The sequence below is a fragment of the Mycobacterium sp. SP-6446 genome (assembly GCF_001954045.1).
GTDB lineage: Bacteria > Actinomycetota > Actinomycetes > Mycobacteriales > Mycobacteriaceae > Mycobacterium.
Window position 1 is genome coordinate 1 of sequence record NZ_MBEM01000162.1, and the last position, 657, is coordinate 657.

1 protein-coding gene is annotated in these 657 nt (G+C 65.3%); it reads right to left on the bottom strand.

All coding sequences use genetic code 11. The annotated features are described in order from the left end of the window. Positions 1-657: glycosyltransferase (locus A5736_RS14710; protein ID WP_371328389.1), on the bottom strand; the 657-nt coding region annotated here is incomplete at both ends.

The following is a 657-nucleotide window of genomic DNA, read 5'->3' on the forward strand; positions in this document are numbered from 1 at the left end:
GTTCTCCATGAGATCGGCGGCTACCGCGACGCTTTCAACGGGTTTGGTCATCCGGGTAGAGATTTCACGGGCCCGGGCGACGCATTGCGGCCCGAGAATCCGGCGCAGGTCCGTGACGAGCGATTCGCGGGTGGTGCTCGAAAAGCGCCGGGCGGAACCAACTTTCAGTCTTTTGACCTGAGTTCCCCAGAGCGTCTGATCGCCGAACGTCGGAAGGATCAGCGAGGGGACTCCGGCGCGCAGGCCCGCCGCCGTGGTTCCGGTGCCGCCATGATGTACGACCGCGCGGCAGGCGGGAAAGGCGGCCGAGTAATTCATCGCGTCGACGGTTTTGACGTGGTCGAAATGCGGGGCGTCGCTGAAGTCGGTGTCCGCAGAGCAGATCAGCGCCCGTTCGCCCAGTTGCGCGCAGGCCGCGCCGATCATGGCGACGGTGTCGGCGGGAGACTTGACCGGCGTGCTGCCGAAGCCGAAGAAAATCGGCGGTGTTCCCGCGGCGATCCACGACGCGACCTCCTCGTCGGCGTCCGTGGCCAACTCCATCGTCAGCGCGCCGACGAACGGTCGTTGGCCGTTGCAGTTCGCCCATTCGGCGGCCAGCCCCGGGAAGCAAACTTCTTCGTAGGCTTGAATTTCCAGTGATCCGCGCTCGGTGAT